Annotated in this window: 26 protein-coding genes; 25 read left to right on the forward strand and 1 reads right to left on the reverse strand. The window is 43.0% G+C overall.

Annotation, left to right across the window (positions count from 1 at the left end; translation table 11 throughout):
• Nucleotides 1-167: 167 nt before the first annotated feature.
• From QNI08_RS20940 to rsmI, 11 genes are all read left to right on the forward strand, one after another.
• On the forward strand, nt 168-386 hold the full coding sequence (locus QNI08_RS20940) for a sigma factor G inhibitor Gin (RefSeq protein WP_285769294.1): 219 nt from the start codon (nt 168-170) through the stop codon (nt 384-386).
• Between the two features lie 168 nt (nt 387-554).
• Complete coding sequence (locus tag QNI08_RS20945; RefSeq protein ID WP_285769295.1) at nt 555-2009, forward strand: aminotransferase class I/II-fold pyridoxal phosphate-dependent enzyme; 1455 nt, start codon at nt 555-557, stop codon at nt 2007-2009.
• A 39-nt stretch (nt 2010-2048) separates the two neighbouring features.
• Nucleotides 2049-2690 carry a dTMP kinase gene (gene tmk / locus QNI08_RS20950; protein WP_285769296.1) on the forward strand — a complete coding sequence of 214 codons (642 nt, stop codon included), beginning with the start codon at nt 2049-2051 and terminating at the stop codon, nt 2688-2690.
• A gap of 102 nt (nt 2691-2792) precedes the next feature.
• Complete coding sequence (locus QNI08_RS20955; protein WP_061144049.1) at nt 2793-3122, forward strand: cyclic-di-AMP receptor; 330 nt, start codon at nt 2793-2795, stop codon at nt 3120-3122.
• A gap of 24 nt (nt 3123-3146) precedes the next feature.
• Nucleotides 3147-3587 carry a YaaR family protein gene (locus tag QNI08_RS20960; protein ID WP_285769297.1) on the forward strand — a complete coding sequence of 147 codons (441 nt, stop codon included), beginning with the start codon at nt 3147-3149 and terminating at the stop codon, nt 3585-3587.
• 14 nt (nt 3588-3601) lie between these two features.
• Complete coding sequence (holB, locus tag QNI08_RS20965) at nt 3602-4600, forward strand: DNA polymerase III subunit delta' (RefSeq protein ID WP_285769298.1); 999 nt, start codon at nt 3602-3604, stop codon at nt 4598-4600.
• A gap of 1 nt (nt 4601) precedes the next feature.
• A complete protein-coding gene (gene ricT / locus QNI08_RS20970) occupies nt 4602-5432 on the forward strand; it encodes a competence/sporulation regulator complex protein RicT (RefSeq protein ID WP_285769299.1) in 831 nt (276 codons plus the stop codon).
• A gap of 14 nt (nt 5433-5446) precedes the next feature.
• Nucleotides 5447-5821 (forward strand): DNA replication initiation control protein YabA, encoded by a 375-nt coding sequence (yabA, locus tag QNI08_RS20975; RefSeq protein WP_285769300.1) that lies wholly within the window; start codon nt 5447-5449, stop codon nt 5819-5821.
• Between the two features lie 180 nt (nt 5822-6001).
• Nucleotides 6002-6745: a tRNA1(Val) (adenine(37)-N6)-methyltransferase gene (locus tag QNI08_RS20980; RefSeq protein WP_285769301.1), complete on the forward strand. Its 744-nt coding sequence runs from the start codon at nt 6002-6004 to the stop codon at nt 6743-6745.
• Nucleotides 6732-6992 carry a GIY-YIG nuclease family protein gene (locus QNI08_RS20985; RefSeq protein ID WP_285769302.1) on the forward strand — a complete coding sequence of 87 codons (261 nt, stop codon included), beginning with the start codon at nt 6732-6734 and terminating at the stop codon, nt 6990-6992. Before QNI08_RS20980 ends, QNI08_RS20985 begins: the two co-directional genes overlap by 14 nt.
• Nucleotide 6993: 1 nt before the next feature.
• Nucleotides 6994-7881 (forward strand): 16S rRNA (cytidine(1402)-2'-O)-methyltransferase, encoded by an 888-nt coding sequence (rsmI, locus tag QNI08_RS20990; RefSeq protein ID WP_285769303.1) that lies wholly within the window; start codon nt 6994-6996, stop codon nt 7879-7881.
• Nucleotides 7882-7925: 44 nt separating this feature from the next.
• Here rsmI and QNI08_RS20995 read toward each other — a convergent pair whose 3' ends face one another.
• On the reverse strand, nt 7926-8210 hold the full coding sequence (locus tag QNI08_RS20995) for a transition state genes transcriptional regulator AbrB (RefSeq protein WP_057915383.1): 285 nt from the start codon (nt 8208-8210) through the stop codon (nt 7926-7928).
• Nucleotides 8211-8801: 591 nt separating this feature from the next.
• On the opposite strand from QNI08_RS20995, the gene metG reads away from it, so the two are divergent.
• From metG to QNI08_RS21065, 14 genes are all read left to right on the forward strand, one after another.
• Nucleotides 8802-10763, forward strand: a complete 1962-nt coding sequence (metG, locus tag QNI08_RS21000; RefSeq protein ID WP_285769304.1) for a methionine--tRNA ligase — start codon at nt 8802-8804, stop codon at nt 10761-10763.
• A 172-nt stretch (nt 10764-10935) separates the two neighbouring features.
• Nucleotides 10936-11703 carry a TatD family hydrolase gene (locus QNI08_RS21005; RefSeq protein WP_285769305.1) on the forward strand — a complete coding sequence of 256 codons (768 nt, stop codon included), beginning with the start codon at nt 10936-10938 and terminating at the stop codon, nt 11701-11703.
• A 239-nt stretch (nt 11704-11942) separates the two neighbouring features.
• Nucleotides 11943-13136 carry a ubiquitin-like domain-containing protein gene (locus QNI08_RS21010; protein ID WP_483313804.1) on the forward strand — a complete coding sequence of 398 codons (1194 nt, stop codon included), beginning with the start codon at nt 11943-11945 and terminating at the stop codon, nt 13134-13136.
• A gap of 207 nt (nt 13137-13343) precedes the next feature.
• Nucleotides 13344-13907, forward strand: coding sequence for a ribonuclease M5 (rnmV, locus tag QNI08_RS21015; RefSeq protein ID WP_285769307.1), 564 nt, complete (start codon nt 13344-13346; stop codon nt 13905-13907).
• Nucleotides 13900-14778 (forward strand): 16S rRNA (adenine(1518)-N(6)/adenine(1519)-N(6))-dimethyltransferase RsmA, encoded by an 879-nt coding sequence (rsmA, locus tag QNI08_RS21020; RefSeq protein WP_285769308.1) that lies wholly within the window; start codon nt 13900-13902, stop codon nt 14776-14778. The genes rnmV and rsmA overlap by 8 nt, the downstream gene beginning before the upstream one ends.
• Nucleotides 14779-14970: 192 nt before the next feature.
• The gene (gene yabG, locus QNI08_RS21025) at nt 14971-15849 is read left to right on the forward strand and encodes a sporulation peptidase YabG (RefSeq protein WP_285769309.1); all 879 of its coding nucleotides are present in this window, start codon (nt 14971-14973) and stop codon (nt 15847-15849) included.
• A gap of 314 nt (nt 15850-16163) precedes the next feature.
• Nucleotides 16164-16415, forward strand: a complete 252-nt coding sequence (gene veg / locus QNI08_RS21030; protein WP_061144036.1) for a biofilm formation stimulator Veg — start codon at nt 16164-16166, stop codon at nt 16413-16415.
• A 130-nt stretch (nt 16416-16545) separates the two neighbouring features.
• Nucleotides 16546-16722 carry a protein sspF gene (locus tag QNI08_RS21035; RefSeq protein ID WP_285769310.1) on the forward strand — a complete coding sequence of 59 codons (177 nt, stop codon included), beginning with the start codon at nt 16546-16548 and terminating at the stop codon, nt 16720-16722.
• Between the two features lie 312 nt (nt 16723-17034).
• Nucleotides 17035-17904 (forward strand): 4-(cytidine 5'-diphospho)-2-C-methyl-D-erythritol kinase, encoded by an 870-nt coding sequence (gene ispE, locus QNI08_RS21040; RefSeq protein ID WP_285769311.1) that lies wholly within the window; start codon nt 17035-17037, stop codon nt 17902-17904.
• Between the two features lie 61 nt (nt 17905-17965).
• Nucleotides 17966-18808, forward strand: a complete 843-nt coding sequence (gene purR / locus QNI08_RS21045) for a pur operon repressor (protein ID WP_285769312.1) — start codon at nt 17966-17968, stop codon at nt 18806-18808.
• Nucleotides 18805-19179 (forward strand): RidA family protein, encoded by a 375-nt coding sequence (locus QNI08_RS21050; protein ID WP_285769313.1) that lies wholly within the window; start codon nt 18805-18807, stop codon nt 19177-19179. Before purR ends, QNI08_RS21050 begins: the two co-directional genes overlap by 4 nt.
• A gap of 188 nt (nt 19180-19367) precedes the next feature.
• Nucleotides 19368-19664, forward strand: a complete 297-nt coding sequence (spoVG, locus tag QNI08_RS21055) for a septation regulator SpoVG (RefSeq protein WP_034316332.1) — start codon at nt 19368-19370, stop codon at nt 19662-19664.
• A 504-nt stretch (nt 19665-20168) separates the two neighbouring features.
• Complete coding sequence (glmU, locus tag QNI08_RS21060) at nt 20169-21542, forward strand: bifunctional UDP-N-acetylglucosamine diphosphorylase/glucosamine-1-phosphate N-acetyltransferase GlmU (protein WP_285769314.1); 1374 nt, start codon at nt 20169-20171, stop codon at nt 21540-21542.
• Between the two features lie 15 nt (nt 21543-21557).
• Entirely contained in the window at nt 21558-22511 is a 954-nt protein-coding gene (locus QNI08_RS21065) for a ribose-phosphate diphosphokinase (RefSeq protein WP_285769315.1), read from the forward strand.
• Nucleotides 22512-22706: the final 195 nt, after the last annotated feature.

Below are 22706 nucleotides of genomic sequence, written 5' to 3' on the forward strand. Positions count from 1 at the left end.
TTCATGGAAAAACATCTGATCACAACGATTAAGCAATTATGGAAACTTTTATATAGAGACATACACGTATTGAAAATCTCCATCATACATTGTTAAAAGCAGCCCTGGTTCTCCTAAACTATTTAACTCGATGTATGTGAACGTTGGTTTTTGGGGAGAATGCAGGTATGGAGGTGGAGATGTTGGGGACAACAACAACCAAAACGACGGCAGGGGAAACGTGCGTGGTTTGTGAACAAGTAAAAGGAATGGGAATTCACGTATACACGACTTTCATTTGTGAGGAATGCGAAAGGGATATGATCGGCACCGATACAAATGATCCGAGGTATAAATATTACTTAAAGCAACTAAGGAAAATCACCAATCCTGAAATATTTTCATAAAAGGAAATGGAAAGATGAAGAGTCAGAGTATGAAGAAAAAGGGTGTTTCTTCATTCTCTGACTCTTTTTATAATACTTTAGCAGAAAAGGTGATTTGGTGCCAGAGGAGATAATTTTGAACTTATTTGATAAAATGAGAAAATAATATGATTTGAAGGAAGATATTAAATGAATCAATTACAGACACCATTGTTTGATGCAATGAGTACTTTTCATGAAAATAAACCAATTTCCCTCCATGTCCCCGGACATAAGGGTGGGCGAGTATTTAGTGAAAAAGGACAAGCATTATACAACCGCCTGCTCGGTATCGATGCTACGGAGCTAAATGGTTTAGATGACCTCCATGCTCCCGAGGGAGCAATTTTGGAGGCCGAACAGCTGCTTGCCGATTTATATGGAGCAAAGAAGAGTTATTTCCTGGTCAATGGCTCAACGGTTGGCAACATGGCTATGATCCTTGCATCATGCCGCGAAGGAGATAAGGTGCTGGTCCAAAGGAATTGCCATAAGTCGATTTTACACGGCTTGATGTTAGCCAATGTAAAGCCAATATTTCTGCAACCGGTTTTTTATGAGGAATGGGGAATTGCAGGCGGCATATCACCAAAACTGCTGGAAGAGGCCTTACGCGTCCATCGAGATGCAAAGGCTGTCGTTTTAACTTATCCGAATTATTATGGTCTGGGAGAGGATATGGGCAAAATGGTAAAGCTTGCCCACAAAAGGGGGATTCCGGTGCTTGTTGATGAGGCACATGGCGCTCACTTTCAGTTAGGAGATCCTTTTCCGGCTACGGCCATTTTGGCAGGAGCAGATGCAGTTGTCCATTCTGCTCATAAAACATTGCCGGCCATGACCATGGGGTCCTACCTGCACCTTCAATCAGCTCACATTGATGCCGAACGGGTATCCTTCTATTTACAAATGCTCCAGTCAAGCAGCCCCTCCTACCCCATCATGGGCTCGCTTGACTTAGCTAGGGCCTACCTGGCCTCTTTCACCCAAGATGATAAAAAAGAGCTGAAAAGAAATATTGACTTGTTCAGGGAAGGATTGGCCTCCTTAAAATCAATCCAAGTTTTGGAGGCGCCCAAGGGCATTTTTTACGATCCATTGAAGGTTGTCATCCAGTCGAAAAAGGGTTTAAGCGGGTTTGAGCTGCAGCAGTTATGTGAAGCAGAGGGGATATATACAGAATTGGCCGACCCTGATAATTTGCTGCTGATTTTACCTTTATTGAAGAAGCGGGCAGATTTTCCTTTTCATGAAATCATTCATAATATAAATAACGCGACCGCCGGCCGAACAGGCAACGGCAAATCCATTCAAGCGGACCGTCAGCTTGGAGGAAGGTCAATGGCAGGTCTCGAAATGTCATACTCGTTAATGAAGAAGAAAAAAAAGATTTTGGTTGCGTTAAGTAAATCAATAGGGAGGGTATCAGCCGAGATGGTCATTCCGTACCCGCCGGGAATCCCTTTGATTATGTCCGGGGAAATGATTACGGCTGAGCATGTATCAAGCTTGAAGGGGCTGCAGGCACTAGGAGCGAGGTTTCATGGCGGCTCCTCCCTTTCAAATGGAGAATTAATCGTTTATGAAAGCGGACAATCAGGTTAAAATGATATACTACAAACAAAGAACCTTGGAGGTACATCAATGAAGCGTGGCATTTTTATAACAATGGAAGGGCCCGAGGGTGCAGGGAAAACGACAATTACCCAAATGCTTGGCAAGGCTCTGCAAGAAGAAGGCTATCAAGTCCTGTTAACGCGTGAACCAGGCGGGGTTCCCATTTCAGAGCAAATCAGGGAAGTCATTCTTAATAAGAGCAATACAGCCATGGACCCGCGTACTGAGGCTTTATTATATGCAGCGGCAAGGCGTCAGCATTTAGTGGAAGTGGTCATGCCGGAGCTTGACCGTGGCGGCATTGTCCTATGTGACCGATTTATCGATAGCTCCTTGGCCTATCAGGGCCATGCAAGGGGCTTGGATATAGAAGAGGTTTACAGTATCAATAAATTCGCAATCGGAGGCGTGATGCCCGACGCCACGTTCTTTTTCGATATAGATCCGGAAGAGGGGCTGAGGCGCATCCAGTCCAACGGTGAACGCGAAGTGAATAGGCTCGACCTTGAAGCGCTCGATTTCCATAAAAAGGTATGCGAAGGCTATCAGCTCATCATTAATAGATGGAAAGAGCGATTCATCATCGTGGATGCAGGACAGTCAATCGAAGAAGTGTATGAAGAAACGAAAGCTGGTTTATTGAAACTCTTGGAAGAATCGGGAAGGTAACGATAAACGTTACCAGATTAATCAACGGAATACTATTCCAGTCACAGACTACTTGATATAATAGAGGTAGAAAATATTCAGGGTAACCGGAGGGTGATAAGGATGAAAATGATTATTGCTGTCGTTCAAGACAAAGATAGCCATCGGCTGCTTAATGAATTAGTGGAAAATAATTTCGGAACGACCAAGCTTGCCAGCACCGGCGGGTTTTTAAAGTCGGGTAATACGACTTTCATGATCGGTACGGAGGATGAGCGTGTCGATCAGGCCATTCAGATCATCAAGCAGAATTGCCAGTCACGCTCCCAACTAGTATCACCGGTTTCCCCGATGGGCGGCAATGCCGAGTCGTATGTGCCTTACCCAGTTGAGATACAAGTAGGCGGAGCGACCATATTTATTTTGCCTGTTGAAAACTTTTTACAGTTTTGATGGGCCAATGCATGGAGGTTCATAATGAAAATCAACCATGATATCCCAATTAAGCTGGATAAGGCACGCCAAGATGCCAAACAGTTTCAGACTGCAAATGGAAGATTTCAGCAAATGGTCCAGACACAGGACCAAAAAATGCAAATCCAAACCCTGAATCGCCTCATGGGCGATATTGAAGGGGCGGGCCAGCGTTTAGTTCGGTCACGTACTTTTAGGGAATTGGCAAAATATAAAGCTTTGGTTAAACGATTCGTCAAAGAAGCGGTTGAATATGGATTGGAGCTGAAGCAATCCACGAGCTGGAACCAATATGGTCAAAGCCGGCCATTGAAAACCGTGGAAACGATAGATGCAAGATTAGTTGAGTTAAGTGAGGAAATTCTCAATAAAGAGAAAAGCTCGCTGGAAATATTGGAAATGATAGGTGAGATTAAAGGCCTTTTGATTAATCTATATACTTAAGTGAGTTGATCATTTTGGATAAAACATGGCAGGATATGAGCCGAATCCAGCCGCAGGTAATGACCATGCTGCAGAATAGCATAATGAAGGACAGGGTGGCCCATGCGTATTTATTTGAAGGGGAAAAAGGCACAGGTAAACAGGATATCAGCAATGTCTTTGCCAAAAGCTTACTTTGTGAAGCCCCTAAGGCAGGTTACGAGCCATGCGAAACATGCCGGAATTGCAAACGGATATCAAGCGGGAACCATCCGGACGTCCATCTAATTGAAAAAGATGGACTTTCCATCAAGAAGGAACAAATCAAGGGGCTACAAGAAGAATTCTCGAAAAAGAGCGTAGAGGCAGATCGCAAGGTTTATATGATCGCCGATGCGGACAAAATGTCGGTGAGCGCCGCCAACAGTTTATTGAAATTCTTGGAGGAACCCTCGGCCGATACCGTGGCGATACTAATGACCGAACAGATTCAGAGAATCCTGCCGACAATATTATCGAGATGCCAAGTGATTTCGTTCAAGCCATTATCCCCGGAGAATGTAAAACGAAAGCTGATGGAGCAGGAGCTGGAGCCGCAGCTCGCCTCGGTCATTGCCCATATAACACAGAATGTGGAAGCGGGAATCGAGCTTAGCCGTGATGAATGGTTTGTACAAGCTCAAAAAATAGTGGTAAAATTGTATGAAGTGTTAAAACTTAATTCCTTGAAGGGATTATTGTACCTTCAAACGGATTGGTTCACACACTTCAAAGAAAGAGAACAGGTTGACAGAGGTCTTGATTTGTTACTTCTTATATATAAGGATTTATTATACATTCAGTTGGATAAAAAGCACCTTGTTGTCTTTCAAAATAAACTGAAGGAATTTGAAACTCACGCTCTTCATCTTTCCTCAAGACGTCTTGCCGAGCATATGGCGTATATTTTGGAAGCGAAAAGGAAGCTGATGTCCAACACGAATCCACAGCTGTTGATGGAACAGCTTGTGCTGAATTTGCAGGAGGGATCATGATTTGTATGATGTTGTAGGTGTCCGTTTCAAAAAAGCGGGCAAAATATACTACTTTGATCCGGGTGAATTCGCTATTCCTAAGGACGATTTTGTAATAGTGGAGACTGTCCGCGGCGTTGAATTCGGTAAAGTTGTTACAGCCCGTAAGCAAGTAGATGAAAACGATGTTGTCCTGCCGTTGAAAAAAGTACTTCGGGTAGCTGATGCGAAAGATAAGCTAATAGTCGATGAGAATAAGGCTGCTGCAGAAGAGGCCTACTCAATATGCTGTAAGAAGGTCATTGAGCATAAGCTGGATATGAAGCTAGTCGATGTTTCCTATACGTTCGACAGAAATAAAGTCGTGTTTTATTTTACAGCGGATGGCCGCGTCGATTTCCGTGATTTAGTCAAAGATTTGGCTGCTATATTCAGAACTAGGATAGAACTGCGCCAAATTGGGGTTAGGGATGAAGCCAAGATGCTTGGTGGCATCGGGCCTTGTGGCAGGATGCTTTGCTGCTCCACATTTCTTGGCGATTTTGAACCGGTTTCCATCAAAATGGCGAAGGATCAAAATTTATCATTGAACCCTACAAAAATCTCAGGATTATGCGGTCGATTGATGTGCTGTCTGAAATATGAAAATGACGAGTATGAAAGTGCGAAGGAAATGCTTCCTGATTTAGGTGAAATGATTAATACGCCTGGTGGCAAAGGCAAGGTAGTGGGGCTTAATATTCTAGAACGCGTACTTCAGATTGAACTAATCGAGCAGGAAAGAGTATTAGAGTATACTCTAGATGAGATTCTAAAAGAGGGAGCCGTTTCTATTCAAGCCACAGATTATTAAGGTGGTGGGAGAGCGTGGATAAGAAAGCTATTTTTGAGTCGGTGACCAATATGGAAACCCAGATAGGTCAATTATATAAACAGCTTGGGGAATTGAAGCAGAACCTGGCTGAAATCCTTGAGGAAAACCAGTCGCTCAAGCTGGAAAACGAGCACTTGCGTCATCGGTTAGGACTTGCGGAAACCGAAACTGCCCCTGCTGCGGTGAAGCTGAAGCAAAAAGTGAAAAATCGCACCGCTAGTGCGGACAAGGTTATGGATATCGGGGAAGGCTATGATAACTTAGCCCGTATCTATCAAGAGGGCTTCCATATTTGTAATCTGCATTTTGGCAGTTTACGAAAAGAAGGCGATTGCCTGTTCTGTTTATCGTTTTTAAACAAGAAGTGATAATGGAATAATATAAAAGAATGCTCCATCTCTTTTAAAGTGATAGATAGACCGTTTACAATATATAGTGATTCGGGGTCTGACGCATACTATGAGTCAGGCCCCTTTTTGTACGAGATGAATGACGAAGCATGGATCCTGGTCATGCTTTTTCCATACATAATTAGGAGGATGACAGCAATGGTGGAACTTAAAGGCGATGAACGCCTCGATTATCTTTTGGCTGAGAACTTAAGGATCATCCAAAGCCCATCGGTGTTCTCTTTTTCACTGGATGCCGTGCTATTATCTAGGTTCGTGAATGTCCCGATTCAAAAAGGGAAAATTGTCGACCTTTGCTCAGGGAATGGCGTCGTACCTTTACTGCTGAGCATAAGGACAAAAGCGGCAATTACGGGTGTCGAAATCCAAGAGCGGTTATTTGACATGGCCCTGAGAAGCATGGACCATAATGGCTTATCCTCCCGGATCGAGATGATCCATGGGGACATCAAAGACATGCCGGAACAGATCGGCTATAGCAAATATGACGTGGTTACTTGCAATCCCCCTTATTTCCCCACGCCGTCCATCGAGGAAATAAATAAAAATGAGCATTTTGCCATTGCCAGGCATGAGATCATGTGTAATCTTGAAGACGTCATGCGCGTATCCAGTCAACTGCTGCGTCAAGGAGGAAAGGCCGCTTTTGTTCATCGTCCGGGCCGCCTGATGGATATCCTGCATTACATGAGAATGTACAGGATCGAACCGAAACGTCTTCAGTTCGTATATCCAAAAAGCTCAAAGGAAGCCAATACGATTCTTATCGAGGGGATTAAGGATGGGAGCCCTGATTTGAAGATTTTGCCTCCGCTCGTTGTATATAATGACGAAAATGAGTATAATCCGGAGATCAGAAGGATTTTATATGGAGACGAATGATCATTATTTTTATGTTTTAAGGTGCAGCGACGGCAGCTATTATGCCGGATATACAAATGACCTGGAGCGAAGGGTTGCTGCCCATAATCACGGCAAGGGGGCAAAGTATACGCGTGGACGCACCCCGGTTGAACTGATTCATCATGAAATATTCGAAACACAGACATTGGCCATGCAGGCTGAATATAAATTCAAGCAATTAACAAGAAAGCAAAAACAAATGTGGATGGCAAAGGAGGATATTTGATATGTGGCAGCAGAAGAGTTTTGAAAAAGAAGGATTGGAGCCGGCCCTTTATCTGGTCCCTACACCGATAGGGAACCTTGAGGATATGAGCTTTCGTGCATTAAGGATCTTAAAGGAAGCGAATGTCATTGCTGCCGAGGACACCCGTAATACGAAGAAATTATGCAATTACTTTGAAATTTCGACACCTATCGTCAGCTACCATGAACACAATAAGGAATATAGCGGGAAGCAGATGTTGGAGAGGCTGAGGTCGGGAGAGGTCATCGCTTTGGTAAGCGATGCCGGTTTACCGACTATTTCTGACCCCGGATACGAACTGGTCAAGGATGCAATAGCTGAGCGGTTCAAGGTCATTCCGCTGCCAGGTGCAAATGCTGCATTAACGGCATTGATTGCATCAGGACTCACGCCGCAGCCCTTTTACTTTTACGGATTTTTACAGCGCGGAACTAAAGAAAAGAAGCGGGAACTGGAAAAGTTAAAAAAGCTGGAATCGACATGGATCATTTATGAATCTCCGCACCGCTTAAAGGAAACGTTGAAACATATGCAGGAAATCCTAGGTGAGCGGAACATTGTATTATGCCGTGAATTAACCAAGAAATTCGAAGAATTCATTCGGGGGACGATAAGTGAAGCGTTGACGTGGGCAACGGAGACCGAAATCCGCGGTGAGTTCTGTTTAATAATCGAAGGCGGGCAATCGCCGGAAGACGAGGCTTCAGAGGCCTGGTGGTCGGAACTTGATTTAATCGGGCATGTCAATCATTATATTGAAGCCGAGCAATACACTTCAAAGGACGCCATCAAGCAAGTCGCGAAGGATCGCGATATTCAAAAACGTGATGTATATCAAGCGTATCACATCGATGGTGAAGATAAATGAACATAAAAAAACTTCCGTATCCCGGAAGTTTTTTTAGTATAGCATTATTTAGAAGTCGTGAAATTTTGTTGAATTTCTTGGATAAGCAATTCAGCACCCTCACGGCTAAGAATCAATTTACCGTTTGCAAGTGTAAGGTTGTTATCGGAAACTTCACCTGTAACTTGGCAAGTCATGTTTGGTTTGTATTTTTTCAAGATGATGCGCTCGTCATCAACGTAGATTTCAAGAGCGTCTTTCTCAGCGATTCCCAATGTACGACGAAGCTCGATTGGAATAACGACCCGGCCTAATTCATCAACTTTACGAACAATACCTGTAGATTTCATTTTAGAATTTCTCCTCTCAGATTACAATCTAGTACCCTATTTCTATTTTTTTCGCCATTATTCGACAAATTTTTTTATAAATTTATAATACCAGCCATTCCCATATCCGTCAATGATTTATTTTCATTTTTTTGTAAGAAAAGAGCATGACTGCATTTCCGTGGTTCAAAAAGGCATTTCATTAGCGAAAAATGGATTTTCTTTTGGGCATTTATATATGACCTTGATTCATATAAATGCGCATGTCACCACAATTCGACAAAAGACTTATATATTATATGATTAAATGCAAAATAGTTTCAATGCATAAGTTCTCAATTGAGGATAATTTAATAATTTACAATATGTGATTTGTTGCACAAAATATGATTTTTAGGTATATTTTGGGGAGGTAAGAGGTAATGCTGACAAAAAGGAAGTTGCCTCCTGAATTGATTCGATTCCCATTCCAATGTCATGATGATTTGATTTGTGATTATTGTCGCGCAGAATCGCATATAGCGTTAAAATAGAAATAATAGCTTTTAATATAGTTTCATGGCTTTGACAAGTCGCATAGCCGTTTTTTTCAAAAGATGAGGAGGGAACGAAGTGCAAGATAAACTAAAAACATTTTATATCACGACACCCATTTATTATCCAAGCGGTAATTTACATATAGGGCATGCGTATACGACAGTGGCAGGTGATGCCATGGCCCGCTATAAAAGGATGCGGGGCTTCGATGTCATGTATTTGACTGGGACTGATGAACATGGTCAAAAAATCCAGCGTAAAGCCGCTGAAGAAGGAATCACACCACAGCAATACGTGGATAATATCGTAACAGGGATTAAAGAGCTATGGGAAAAGCTTGATATTTCTTATGATGATTTCATTCGGACGACGGAGGACCGTCATTCTGCGGTTGTAGCCAAAATATTCAAAAGGCTGCTTGATCAGGGTGATATTTACTTGGACCAATATGAAGGTTGGTATTGTACACCTTGTGAATCCTTCTTCACGGAACGTCAGGTAGAGGAAAGCAATGGAAACTGTCCGGACTGCGGCAGACCTGTTGAAAAAGTGAAAGAAGAATCATATTTCTTCAAGATGAGTAAATATGCCGATCGATTATTGAAGTTCTACGAGGAAAATCCGGATTTCATCCAACCAGAATCCCGTAAAAACGAAATGATTAATAACTTCATCAAACCTGGTCTAGAAGATCTGGCTGTTTCGCGCACTACGTTCGATTGGGGAATCAAGGTACCGGGCGATCCAAAGCACGTCATTTATGTATGGATTGACGCCTTGACCAATTATATAACGGCTTTAGGTTATGGAACGGATAATGATTCCAAGTATTTGAATTATTGGCCTGCAGATGTACATCTTGTCGGAAAGGAAATCGTTCGTTTCCATACCATATACTGGCCAATCATGCTGATGGCACTTGATGTCCCGCTGCCTAAGAAAGTCTTTGCCCATGGCTGGCTCCTCATGAAAGATGGCAAGATGTCTAAATCAAAAGGGAATGTGGTCGATCCCGTTACCTTGATTGATCGATACGGGTTGGATTCCCTGCGCTATTACCTATTGCGTGAGGTTCCATTTGGCTCTGACGGCGTATTCACTCCTGAGGGGTTTGTGGAACGGATCAATTTCGACCTGGCAAATGACTTAGGGAACTTATTAAATCGGACCGTGGCAATGGTCAATAAGTATTTTGATGGCGTGATTCCAAGCTATCAAGGATCTGATCGTGAATTTGAAAAAGCCTTGTTGGAAATGAATCAGGATACGGTGGCCAAGTATGAGGAAGCGATGGAGAACATGGAGTTTTCAGTTGCACTGACGTCCATTTGGCAGCTTGTAAGCAGAACGAACAAATTCATCGATGAGACACAGCCATGGATGCTCGCCAAAGACGAAGCAAGAAAAGAAGAACTTGCGAGTGTCATGGTCCATTTAGCGGAATCATTACGCAGGACAGCGATCCTTTTGAAGCCTTTCTTGACGCAGACGCCGGAAAAGATATTTGCCCAGCTTAGCATCAACGATGAAGTGCTGACTTCATGGGATAGCTTGGAGGAGTTCGGTCAAATCCCTGCTGGAACGAAAGTGTTGAAGGGCGAACCGATATTCCCTCGTTTGGACATGGAAGAGGAAGTTTCATATATTAAAGAGCAAATGCAGGGCGGTGCCTCAAAGGAGCCCGAAAAAACGGAAGAAGCCATTCCGGAGGTTGATGAAATCACGATAGATGATTTTACGAAAGTGGAGCTCCGTGTTGCCCAAGTCATTGAAGTGGAGCCCGTGAAAAAGGCGGATAAGCTTCTTAAGCTGCAGCTTGATTTAGGCTATGAAAAACGACAAGTCGTATCGGGTATTGCAAAGCACTATAAACCTGAAGATTTAGTAGGTAAAAAAGTAATTTGCGTGACGAATTTAAAGCCTGTTAAGCTTCGTGGCGAGCTTTCCCAAGGAATGATCTTGGCTGGCAGTCAGGAAGGCAAGCTTTCTGTCGCTACAATCGATTCGTCGATTCCAAATGGTTCAAAGGTGAAGTAAACCCTTGAAAAACATAAAGGTGTTTCATATGAAACATTTTTATGTTTTTTTCTTTATCGTTTTGGAAAAATTGATGAGGGATATATTCACCAGCTGTAATCTTTTTGTTATTTAATTGTGAAACATAATACATTCATTCATAAATAAAATAGTTTAGAAAGGAAGAAAAATAATGTTATTTGATACACATGTTCATGTAAATGCGGAACAATTCAACGAAGATCTTGAGGAAGTCATCGCAAGAGCCAAGGAAGCAGGAGTGATGAATATGGTGGTGGTTGGCTTTGACAGGCCGACTATTAAAAGGGCGATGGAATTGGTAGAAACGCATGATTTCATGTATGCAGCAGTCGGATGGCACCCTGTCGATGCAATAGATATGACCGAAGATGACTTACAATGGATCGAGGAGCTATCCAATCATCCCAAAGTAGTGGCAATTGGAGAAATGGGGCTAGATTATCATTGGGATAAATCACCCAAGGATGTCCAAAAGGAGGTATTCAGGAAGCAAATCCGCTTGGCGAAAAAGGTGAGGCTGCCCATCATCATCCATAATCGCGAGGCGACGGCGGATATCGTGAGTATCTTGAAGGAGGAAGAGGCTTCAAGTGTGGGCGGCATCATGCATTGCTTTAGTGGCAGTGCGGAAACGGCCTTGGAATGCGTTGATATGAATTTCCATATTTCATTGGGTGGTCCCGTGACCTTCAAGAATGCCAAAAAACCAAAAGAAGTAGCAGCTGCCGTTCCTTTAGACCGTTTATTGATTGAAACGGATTGTCCTTATCTGGCGCCTCATCCTTTTAGGGGGAAACGTAATGAACCCTCTTATGTGAAGCTGGTTGCGGAACAAATCGCGGAAATCAAACAGCTATCGATAGAGGAGATTTCCAAGGCGACGACGGAAAATGCCAAGAAATTATTCGGCATTAACTGACAGGTTTTTTGACAATTTCCAGCGGGTTTCGCTAGCGAAAATCGCAATTTTTAAATTTTCAACAAATCTCACTGCCCTTATAGGCTTATTATGTCGAGAAGTCGCCCTTTCCTTTTTATTCAGGACTATGCATAATAGGTAGTAATTTCCTGAATGAGAAGTGAATGGGTTGACAGCTTGATAACTAAGTCTATATAATCACCGGGAGGAAGGAGGAGTTTTTCATTCTATTAGAAACTATGAAAAACCTTATCCCCAAACCGCTTGGAAAGAAGAGAATGGCCATTGTCATTTGCAGTGCAATTCTTGTTTCCGCAGCATTGGGATTACTAATCCATCATGGAACGAAGCATACAGTCACGATCATGCTAGACGGAAAAAAAGAGGTAGTGCGGACACACGCAGCTACTGTAAATGATATGTTGAAAGATTTAGAGATTACCGTTCAAGCCGCAGACTATGTCCATCCATCAGGAGAGAGCAAAGTGGGCGATAATTTGGAGGTTGTCTACAAGCCGGCACAAAAAATCGTCATGAATCAGGATGGAAAAACAGAGGAAGTATGGTCGACCGCCGATACGGTGGGCGAATTCTTACAAGAACAAGATACGGCTGTGAAGGAACAGGATAAGATCACGCCCGCAAAGGATACGAAGCTAAAGAAGAATATGGAAGTTGCCATAGACAAGGCCTTTCCACTGAAATTAGTGGTGGGTGGTGACGAGAAACAGGTGTGGTCAACTTCGACTACTGTCGCTGACTTTTTAAAGCAACAAGGAGTAAAACTCAATGATTTGGATCGAGTTGAACCAGAACTGGCCGAGAAAGTCGAAGCCAAGAATACGGTAAACGTAATTCGAATTGAAAAAGTCACCGATGTAGTGGAAGAACCAGTTGACTTTGCTGTCATTACCAAAAAAGATGACTCCTTATCAAAAGGGAAAGAGAAGATTGTCAAAGAGGGAAAAGACGGACTCATTTCCAGGAAGTATGAAGTCGTGAAAGAAAATGGCAAAGAGGTCAAAAGGGATTTACTGTCAGAAAAAGTCGTCAATGAAAAGCAGGATAAAATCGTAACGGTAGGAACGAAAACGACGGTCGCCCAAGCATCACGGGGCGTAACTAACGTCAGTGCGCCAAACGGGAAAGAAATATACGTTTCATCAACAGCCTATACAGCGAGTTGCAAAGGCTGTTCAGGAGTCACGTCCACAGGCGTTAACCTCAAGAGCAATCCCGGTGCGAAAATCATTGCTGTAGACCCAAGCGTCATTCCCCTAGGCTCGAAGGTGTATGTAGAGGGCTATGGCTATGCAGTGGCAGCTGACAAAGGCGGCGCAATCAAGGGGAATAAGATCGATGTTTTCTTTTCCTCAAAAAATGATGCCTACCGCTGGGGCGTAAAAAGAGTCAAGATTCGCGTATTGGACTAATAAGGTTTCTCTCGCAGGAGATGAATTCGTCTCCTGTTTTTTGACGTTTTATTTTCCATTTGTTGAAAAACCTCATGTAAAACTGTTTTAATAAGAAAGACGAATCAAAAAATCGTAAGAGAGATAATGTCATGAACGGTGCCGTGAACCGGATGCATGTAGCGATAGCGATCCAAAGCGCTTGCGCTTTTCTGTATGGAGGATAACATGAAAAAAATTAAAGAAATCATCGTTGTAGAAGGCAAGGACGATACGGTGGCGATAAAAAGGGCTGTTAATGCCGATACAATAGAGACGAACGGATCGGCTGTGGATGAATCATGTATTGAGCAGGTCAGGCTTGCACAAAAGACCAGAGGTGCAATCATTTTTACTGATCCTGATTTTCCCGGTCAAAAGATCAGGAATATCATCTCAGAGCAGGTAAAGGGGTGTAAACACGCCTTTTTATCCAAGAAGGAAGCCCTCCCCAAGTCAGGCAGGGGAATCGGTGTGGAGCATGCATCCCCTGAAGCGATCCGCAATGCTTTGAAGGATGCGCAACTAATGGATGAAGAAGCTTCAGAAGAAATTTCACAGCAGGATCTAATAGATGCAGGTTTAATAGGAGGTCCCGGCGCCAAAGAACGAAGGGAAAGACTTGGAACCATTTTGAAAATAGGATTCACGAATGGAAAGCAGTTATATAAGCGGCTGAAAATGTTCCAAATATCAACCGAAGCTTTTACTGAAGCAATGGTACAGATCAATCAGGAGGAAAACCATGAATAAGGATATTGCAACCCCCGTCAGGACGAAGGAAATACTGAAAAAATACGGCTTCTCCTTCAAAAAGAGCTTAGGCCAAAACTTTTTAATCGATACGAATATCTTGAAGCGAATTGTCGATCATGCCAATTTGACAGAGGAAAGCGGAGCCATCGAAATCGGTCCGGGTATTGGCGCATTGACCGAACAACTTGCGAAAAGCAGTAAAAAGGTTGCGGCATTCGAAATTGATCAGCGTTTGCTGCCGATCCTATCGGATACACTTTCCCCTTATGACAATGTGAACATCATTCATGGGGATGTTTTAAAGGCAGACGTCAAGCGGGTCGTCGAGGAAGAATTCGCTGGCTTCCCAGATTTGATGGTTGTTGCAAACCTGCCGTACTATGTGACGACTCCAATTATTTTAAAGCTATTGTCCGAGAATCTTCCGATCAGGGGCATTGTGTGCATGCTGCAAAAGGAAGTAGCCGATCGAATTGCGGCCAAACCTGGTACAAAGGAATATGGTTCCTTATCGATAGCAATTCAATATTATACGGAAGCGGAGACCGTGATGATCGTTCCCAAGACGGTATTCATGCCTCAGCCTAATGTCGATTCAGCTGTAATCCGTCTTACTAAGCGGGTTAAGCCTATTGTTGAGGTCCTTGATGAAGATTTCTTCTTCGTTGTCACGAGGGCCAGCTTCGCACAGCGCCGGAAAACGATCTTGAACAACTTAACGAGCCAGTTGCAGGATGGAAAAACGAAAAAGGAACTCATACTGGCTGCTCTTGAAGCATCGGGAGTCGAACCGTCCAGGCGTGGTGAAACATTGAGCATTGAAGAATTTGGCCGTTTGAGCGATGCTCTGCTGCCAAACTTCAAATAAGGAAATCGGAAACCGGAACGGGATCACTCCCGGCTTCCGGTTTTTTTATTTAGGGCGGTGGCCCGTGTGATTGGAACGTGACGATGAAGATGGTCCATCCCCACCTTTCACCATTCAAGATTGGCTTGCATAACTTAAGAAAGAAAATAAACTAGGGCGGGCTGAAAATAAGTCTTCTCATGGGGTGGGGCCATGAATATTCAAATTAACGATATTGTCGGTCGGGTTTCCTATAAATGCGACGTGCTGTTCCGGGTAATCGATATCCGCGAGATTTCCGGAAGACGTGAAGCGGTCCTTTATGGGGAAGATATCCGGCTGATCGCAGATGCACCTTTTCAAGATTTAATGATCATTAATGATCATGAAAGAAATGATCGTCAAAGGTCGAATGAGGTACTTCAGGAGCAATCTTACCGCTTATTAACACAGGATCTTGAGCTGCAGCAGCAAAAGAACGGCTATCAATCCAGCAATGGCTATCGATATAGCGGTGAATACTTTCAAATACCAGGCAGGGTCCTCCATGTTGATGGAGATGCTTCTTACTTAAGGAAATGCCTCGATCTATACCAAAAATTCGGTATCCCGGTCAATGGTGTCTATTGCAATGAAAAGGAAATGCCTCAAAGGATCGGGGGGCTGCTGGACCATTACAGACCGGATATCCTTGTTGTCACCGGTCATGATGCGTATTCAAAATCAAAAGGGCCGATGTCCGATATTAATGCTTACCGACACTCAAGGGACTTTGTCCAGACAGTCAGGGAGGCAAGAAAGAAGGTTTCACATCTAGACCAGTTGATTATATTTGCGGGGGCATGTCAATCTCATTTTGAATCCCTTATCCAAGCTGGGGCGAATTTTGCAAGCTCTCCCTCGCGTGTCAACATTCATGCTCTTGATCCCGTGTATATTGTCGGGAAATTGAGTTTCTCTTCTTACACAGAGAATATTCATGTTTGGGATGTGCTAAGGAATACATTAACTGGCGAGAAGGGGCTAGGCGGGATAGAAACAAGAGGGGTATTACGGACCGGACTGCCATTCAAGCCATTTCAGGAAGAATGAATGAGCTGCATTTTTAAAAGAATGCAGCTTGCTTCCATCGTATCAGGATTCGGATATCCTCCTGAGAAACCTGTTATTTTGAGAAATGTCGACAAGAGGTACTGTTTTAATTACGAAAATTCGGCTGATTGAATAACGTAATAGTTCGTTTACATAATTTTTCATTTCCCAGGATATAATAAAATTGTTCTCGATTATGCCGGATTTCAGGTAAAAATATATTGACTACATTTTTAAGTGCTGATATAATTTATTATTTTGTTTGCGTATATTTGTAAATTGTGATATACTTAACTTAGTGAGGTGGACCGAAAATGCCAAAAACTCTAGCTGATATTAAAACTGCACTTGATTCAAACCTGGGTAAAAGATTGCTCTTAAAAGCAAATGGTGGAAGAAGAAAGACTGTAGAACGTTTTGGAATTTTGGCGGAAACTTATCCGGCTGTTTTTGTAATTGAGCTCGACCAAGATGAAAATGCGTTTGAAAGAGTATCTTACAGCTATGCGGATGTTTTAACGGAAACCGTAGAACTAACATTTTTAAACAAACAACAAGAGATGTAACTTAGAGGAGGCAGCGAACGCATGTTTGCTGCTTTTTGTTTTGGAGACAAAAGGGACAATTTTAAAGGTGTAAAATAGCGTATGATGCAAACACTAGGCATGTGACAGCATGTGAAAGGGGTCGTTTCGCATGAGCAAGAGAAAAGGGATTATGTCAGCTGGCCTTAAAGAAGAATTGGCAAAAGAACTTGGATTTTACGATGTGGTCCAGAAGGAAGGCTGGGGAGGAATCCGGGCCAAGGACGCAGGAAACATGGTGAAGCTTGCCATCGAAAAAGCACAACGTCAATTGGTGAACAAAGAATAAGCAGAACACTAAATTGCAGCATGCTGTCACCTTTTAATAAGCCGGGCTCTTGTTACAATGTATAGCACGATTCATTTTTGCTTACATTGTAGATAAGGAGTCTGGCTTTTTTATGTATCGTAAGTGCTATATAGACAATAGGGGGGCAGGAGATGCTGTCCATCCATATGCCTGCTTACACGTGTCCATTCGCTCCTGAGGGCCGCTCTTCGCTTCAATACATTGAAATTAGGATGAAAAAACCTTTAGAATATAAACAAATATGATAGAATAGGACAAGAACTTTTAAGAACGTTAAAGTAGGTGGACATATTGAAGCTTATGGAAAAAGCCCCGGCTAAGATTAACTTGGCTTTGGATGTGCTTTTCAAACGGCCTGACGGGTATCATGAGGTGGAAATGATCATGACGACAGTCGACCTTGCCGATAGAATTGAACTGAAGGAAATAAAGGGAAACCATATACAAATTCTATCCCATAATCGATTCGTTCCGGACGATCATCGGAATTTAGCTTATCAAGCCGCATTAATTCTAAAGGAACGTTTTGGGATCAATAAAGGTGTTTCTATAACTATAGAGAAAAATATACCTGTAGCAGCCGGACTTGCTGGTGGAAGCAGTGATGCCGCCGCAACCTTGAGAGGCTTGAATAGACTGTGGAAGCTTGGGCTTACGATGGATGAGCTTGCGGAAATCGGGGCTGAGATTGGCTCCGATGTGTCATTTTGTGTATATGGGGGGACGGCGCTGGCCAAAGGTCGCGGGGAAAAAATCACGCATCTGCCGGCACCGCCGAAATGCTGGGTCATTTTAGCCAAGCCGACAATCGGAGTATCTACGGCTGATATATACAAAAGGCTCCAAATAACCAAGATGGATCATCCGGATGTACCGGCGATGATCTCCGCTATCAAGGCAAACAGCTATCAGGATGTATGCGGTGGGTTGGGCAATGTTCTCGAGCAAGTGACATTGCAGTTATACCCGGAGGTTGCAAATATAAAAGATCAAATGAAAACATTTGGAGCAGATTCGGTCTTGATGAGCGGAAGCGGTCCGACTGTCTTTGGTTTGGTGGAGCATGACTCGCGGATGCAAAGAATCTATAACGGACTGCGGGGATTCTGTGATCAGGTCTATGCGGTACGTTTATTGGGCGATCGAAACAATCTTGAATAGAAACGTACAATAGTGGTATAGTTGCTATATAATATTCGGAATTCACAAAGGGGGTGTCTCAATGAAATTTCGTCGCAGCGAGAGGCTCGTCGATATGACCAATTATTTATTAGAACATCCAGGGGAACTAGTCTCGTTGACCTATTTTGCTGAAAGGTATAGTTCGGCAAAATCTTCGATCAGTGAAGATTTGACAATCATCAAGGATACCTTTGAACAGCGTGGGATCGGATCTTTAACGACCGTTCCTGGTGCGGCAGGCGGCGTGAAATATATCGTTTCCATTAAGGAAGGCGAAGCCAATGCCTTCATTGACGAATTATGCGAAACGATCGCCAGTCCCGAAAGGCTTCTTCCTGGCGGTTATCTGTATATGACAGATATATTAGGACATCCGCAAACCGTGAATAAGGTTGGAAGGATCATCGCTTCCATGTATGCCAGGAGTAACGTCTCGGTCATCATGACGATGGCAACCAAAGGGATATCATTGGCATATGCGGTGGCAAATTATTTGAACGTGCCAGTCGTCATTGTAAGAAGGAACAACAAAGTGACGGAAGGTTCTACAGTGAGCATCAATTATGTTTCAGGCTCTTCAAAGAGAATTCAGACGATGGTGCTATCGAAACGAAGTTTGGTTGAGGGTTCGAATGTATTGATAGTGGATGATTTCATGAAAGCTGGGGGCACCATTAATGGTATGGTCAGTTTATTGGATGAATTCAAGGCAACAGTTGCCGGAATTGCAGTACTGGTTGAATCGGAGCATACAGAAGAATGCCTTGTCGAGGATTATGTATCTTTAATCAAATTGACACAGGTAGTCGAAAGAGATAAAAAAATCAATGTCAGCCGTGGAAATTATTTTTCTAAAAAAGGGATTGGGGGAATCATTTCATGAAAACGATACATACGAATGAAGCGCCGGCAGCGATCGGTCCATATTCGCAAGGCGTGATCGTCGATAAGTTATTTTTTAGCTCAGGACAAATCCCGTTAACTGCCACTGGGGAAATGGTGACGGGCGATGTCAAGGAACAGACGCATCAGGTGTTCAAGAATCTTCAAGCTGTATTGAAAGAAGCGGGAGCATCCTTGGAAACGGTCATTAAAGCTACTGTTTTCATTAAAAGCATGGATGATTTCGTTTCGATCAATGAGGTATATGGAGAATATTTCTCAAGTCACAAACCTGCCCGTTCATGTGTAGAGGTTGCACGTCTCCCTAAAGATGCACTGGTCGAAATAGAAGTGGTCGCGCTCGTTAAATAACGGGCGTTTTTTTATTTCAGGGACATATGTAATGGACGATTTTGCCGTAATTTCAGGAGAATTTCTATAATTTTTGAAAACTAGGCTGAATTTTCTAAAAAACTTACAGATAATAGAAGGAGTTCGCGTTTTTTTGTTGAATAAGTACTTTAAGTTTTAACAACAACAAAAAGGGATGGTGAGCTTAAATGGAAGTAACTGACGTAAGATTACGCCGTGTGAATACGGATGGTCGTATGAGAGCTATCGCATCAATTACACTGGATAATGAATTTGTGGTTCATGATATTCGTGTAATCGACGGAAACAATGGTTTATTTGTAGCAATGCCAAGTAAACGTACTCCTGATGGAGAATTCCGGGATATCGCTCATCCGATCAATTCCTCGACACGCGGTAAAATTCAAGAAGCTGTCTTGACAGAATATCATCGATTGGGAGAACTTGAAACTGAACTAGAGGAAGCTGGAGCTGGGGCTTCTTAATCAACTTTACCTTTACCATTAATATGTAAACTCGTGCATCTAGAGCCTACTTCATAAGTAGTGCTCTTTTTTAGTTTATGCGAAGAGGTGAGGGTAAGAACCATCCATTTACCCGGTGAAACCGATTTGGTTGGAATTTGTGTGCTGATCCTGCAATATTTAAATACCCAACCGATTTATTTTTCAAACCTTTTATTGACTCGTCTTATTCTCGTGCAAGCTGATTTTGTTTCAGGCTGGCGGTGATGGCCGATGCGATGCGGCCTGCGTGAGTCTTGATTGCATATGGGCTGCGGAGGGCTTTCTGCGATGACCTCCAACCTTTTTCCAGATGTTTCAGGGTGCAGAAAGGACGATGGTTTGGCCGTATGGATACCCCCGATTCGGTTGTTTTAATGGTTAAAACGGTTGACAATAATATGTACTTTTAATTGTTGCCTTGAAATGAGTCACTATTTGAGATAATATTTTTAGTGGATAAAAAGGTGAAAATGGAGGCCTGTTATGAGTAATCGCTATGCAATTATATTGGCCGCTGGGCAAGGTACTAGGATGAAATCTAAGCTTTATAAGGTTTTGCACCCTGTTTGCGGGAAACCAATGGTACAACATGTTATCGATCATGTCAATCAACTTCAAATAGAAGATATTGTAACAGTCATCGGCCATGGAGCAGAAAAAGTTCAAGAGCAGCTTGGCGATTTATGCAAGTATGCCCTGCAAGATCAGCAATTAGGTACGGCACACGCTGTCATGCAAGCGGAGAGTGCATTATCCGGTAAAAGCGGTACGACCCTTGTCATTTGCGGCGATACGCCTTTGATCAAAGCGGAAACGATGGAAGAGCTCATTGCATTGCATGAGCGGAGTCAGGCGAAAGCAACCATTTTAACGGCATATGCAGATAACCCAACTGGCTACGGAAGGGTCCTTCGCGGTGAAGGCGGACTTGTGGAAAAAATCGTCGAGCATAAGGATGCCTCTGATGAAGAAAGATATGTTAAGGAAATAAATACCGGTACATATTGCTTCGATAACCAAGCATTGTTTAGCGCGCTGAAAAAGGTTTCCAATGAGAATGTCCAAGGGGAATATTACCTGCCGGATGTCATTGAAATTTTAAAGCAAGAAGGCGAAACAGTGACTGCATTCCAATCCAATGATTTCGAGGAGACATTAGGTGTAAATGATCGTGTGGCTTTATCACAGGCCGAGCAAATCTTACGGAAACGCATCAATGAATTACATATGCGTAATGGTGTTACGATCATCGATCCGCTGACGACTTTCATTGAAGCCGACGTTCAAATCGGTCAGGACACGATCATTAACCCCGGTTCATCCATCAAAGGTAATAGTGTGATCGGCCAGGATTGCCTAATAGGTCCGAATACGGAGATCAGTAATTGTGAAATTGGTGATGGAACGGAAATCTTCCAATCGGTCGTGCATGAAAGCATGATCGGAAGCGCCGTAAAAATCGGGCCTTTCGCTCATGTCAGACCTAATTCGGATATTCACGATTCCGTTAAAATCGGCAATTTTGTCGAAATTAAAAAGGCTGTTTTCGGCAAAGGAAGCAAAGCCTCCCATCTAAGCTATATCGGTGATGCAGAGGTTGGGGAGAATGTTAATATAGGCTGCGGATCTATTACCGTGAACTACGACGGCAAAAATAAATATTTGACGAAGATCGAGGATAATGTGTTCATCGGCTGCAACTCCAATCTCGTTGCACCTGTGACAATCGGAGAAGGGGCATATGTGGCTGCAGGGTCAACCATCACGCAAAATGTACCACAGGAAGCCTTATCCGTTGCCCGGGCTCGTCAAGTCAACAAAGAAGATTATGTTAAGAAATTGAAATTCAATAAATAACCGACGGAGGTCATCATGTCAAATCAGTATTTAGATCCTAATTTAAAAGTATTCTCGTTAAATTCAAACTTCGATTTAGCTCAAGAAATTGCAGCAGCAATCGGTGTTGAACTTGGAAAATGCAGCGTAACAAGTTTCAGTGACGGTGAAGTTCAAATTAACATTGAAGAAAGCATTCGTGGCTGTGACGTATATGTGATCCAATCTACAAGTCAACCAGTTAATGAAAATTTAATGGAACTTTTAATTATGATCGATGCTCTTAAACGTGCTTCAGCTAAGACGATCAATATTGTTATGCCTTACTACGGCTATGCTCGGCAGGACCGTAAAGCACGTGCGCGTGAACCGATCACGGCTAAGCTTGTGGCTAACCTTTTGGAAACGGCAGGTGCACATCGTGTCATCACCTTGGATCTTCACGCGCCGCAAATCCAAGGTTTCTTCGATATCCTTATTGATCACCTTGTTGCCGTTCCAATTTTAGCTGATCACTTCAAAGAAAAAGATCTAAGTGATATCGTCATCGTTTCTCCTGATCATGGCGGTGTTACGCGCGCCCGTAAAATGGCAGATCGCTTAAAAGCGCCAATCGCCATCATCGATAAGCGCCGTCCAAGACCTAACGTGGCAGAAGTCATGAACATCATTGGTAATATTGAAGGGAAGACGGCAATCCTGATTGATGACATCATCGACACTGCAGGTACTATTACTCTGGCTGCCAATGCACTTGTGGAAAATGGCGCTAAGGCTGTTTATGCTTGCTGTACTCACCCTGTCCTTTCAGGTCCTGCCATCGAAAGGATTCAAAATTCGACGATCAAGGAATTGGTCGTGACGAACTCGATCGCCCTTTCTGAAGACAAGAAAATTGATAAAATCACTGGACTTTCCGTAGCACCTCTGATTGCAGAAGCGATCATCCGTGTTCACGAGGAACAATCAGTCAGCACACTATTCGATTGATCAACATCGTAAATACGTATGCCAAAACATGGTGGGCCATCAGGCTCACCATGTTTTAGGTTAATTGAACCAACATGGGGAAAAGTTTAATTCTTAGTTGACAGGTTGGAATACTAATAATAGAATGATAATACAATTTCCATTCATTTAAAGAAATCAAATAACGAATGACGCTGATCGGGCTACCGAAGGCTC

Origin of the sequence: Peribacillus folii (assembly GCF_030271255.1) — a bacterium.
GTDB lineage: Bacteria > Bacillota > Bacilli > Bacillales > DSM-1321 > Peribacillus.